The sequence below is a fragment of the Nodularia sp. UHCC 0506 genome (assembly GCF_034931045.1).
Lineage (GTDB): Bacteria > Cyanobacteriota > Cyanobacteriia > Cyanobacteriales > Nostocaceae > Nodularia.
In genome coordinates this window covers 1-1400 of record NZ_JAYGHH010000100.1, presented here as the reverse complement: position 1 = coordinate 1400, position 1400 = coordinate 1, and the positions used below count along the sequence as shown (strand labels likewise).

Annotated in this window: 1 protein-coding gene; it reads right to left on the bottom strand. The window is 36.1% G+C overall.

Annotation, left to right across the window (positions count from 1 at the left end):
- Positions 1-132: 132 nt before the first annotated feature.
- Positions 133-1308 carry a DNA cytosine methyltransferase gene (locus VB654_RS25130; protein WP_323216554.1) on the bottom strand — a complete coding sequence of 392 codons (1176 nt, stop codon included), beginning with the start codon at positions 1306-1308 and terminating at the stop codon, positions 133-135.
- Positions 1309-1400: the final 92 nt, after the last annotated feature.

The following is a 1400-nucleotide window of genomic DNA, read 5'->3' as shown; positions in this document are numbered from 1 at the left end:
GTATTGCTGGTAAAAATTTTTGGAATAGTATTGGTATAAAATATGAAAATTTTGGAAACCCACGTAAGAATTATGTTACAGCGAATTGATCAAGCCTTTGCTGAATTAGCTACAAAATAAAAAGTTTCAATTCTATAGCGAAAAAAGAGAGAGTTGTTCAGCTATTTCTTTCCCTTTTGGTTTGTTTCCTTGAATTAAGCTAAAAAGATAATCACCAATCTCTTTTGCAAGTAATACCGGAACTGCGTTACCAATTTGCTTATACTTGGAACTTATTGAACCATAAAAAATCCAATCATCGGGAAAAGTTTGAATTTTTGCAGATTCACTTACAGTTAAAGAACGTAACTCTACAGGATGACACATATCTGTAGCTTTTTGGTGTGGACTTGTGGTTATTGTCGGAGAAGGTTTATCCCAGGATAATCTTCTATAAAAACCAACTTTTCCGCCTCCCGATTCATAAGCACCTCCCATAGCCTCTTTTTTTAATTCTTCTGGTAAATGTCTCCAATTTTGCCCAGCTTCCAATAATCTTAAATACTTTAAACGACTTTCTGAATAACTTATAAATTCTGGTTTTGCATCAACTAAACCTGTTAAAGCATCTCTTAAAGTCCGCCACTTAGGTAAATTTTGACCATCTTTGCAATATTTAGGAATAGGAAACGTAGCAGGTTCCCCATCTCTAGAACCAATAAATACTACACGCTGTCTATTTTGTGGAACGCCATAATCTGCTGCTTCTAAAAGGTTATAAACTACGTTATATCCTAGTTCTTTCATTTCGGCTAATACCACAGTCAAAGCCGCACCAGCCATTTCGTCAGCTTCTAAAGGTGGGTAATTTTTTCTTCGTTGATTAATTGGCCTGTGGCGAAGAGAAGCAGAAAGTAAACCTTTGACATTCTCCATCAAAAAAAAACGGGGCTGGACTTCTTTAACTATGCGGATAAAGTCCATGAATAAACTACCGCGAGGGTCCATGACTGAACCTCTTTTTCCGGCTGTACTAAATGGCTGACAAGGTGGACCACCTGTTACTAAGTCTACTTCACCAGGTTGTAAAGCGCGACCTAAATTTAAAACTCTCCCCCCTTCTTCAAGTAGGTTTTGGGAACTAACTTTTTCTATTTCTCTAGGAACAGCACTTTCTGTAAGATAAGGTCTATTCAGAAGAATTGTTTTTGTAGCATCACGGTCTTTTTCTACGACACTTACTGTATGAAATCCTGCTTTTTCCATACCCAAGTCTAGACCAAATGCACCTGTAAATAAGGAAATAGAAATTGCTTTACCATCTATCATTAGAAGCACTAACACCAAAACTAAATATTTCTTACAGTACAATTATACTACTGTGTAAACACTTTTTACCTTTCCAAACTTTATTATATTCT

Bases quoted from the DNA above. Each gene is read 5' to 3' on its own strand.
- VB654_RS25130 (WP_323216554.1), bottom strand. From the start codon at position 1,308: ATGATAGATGGTAAAGCAATTTCTATTTCCTTATTTACAGGTGCATTT.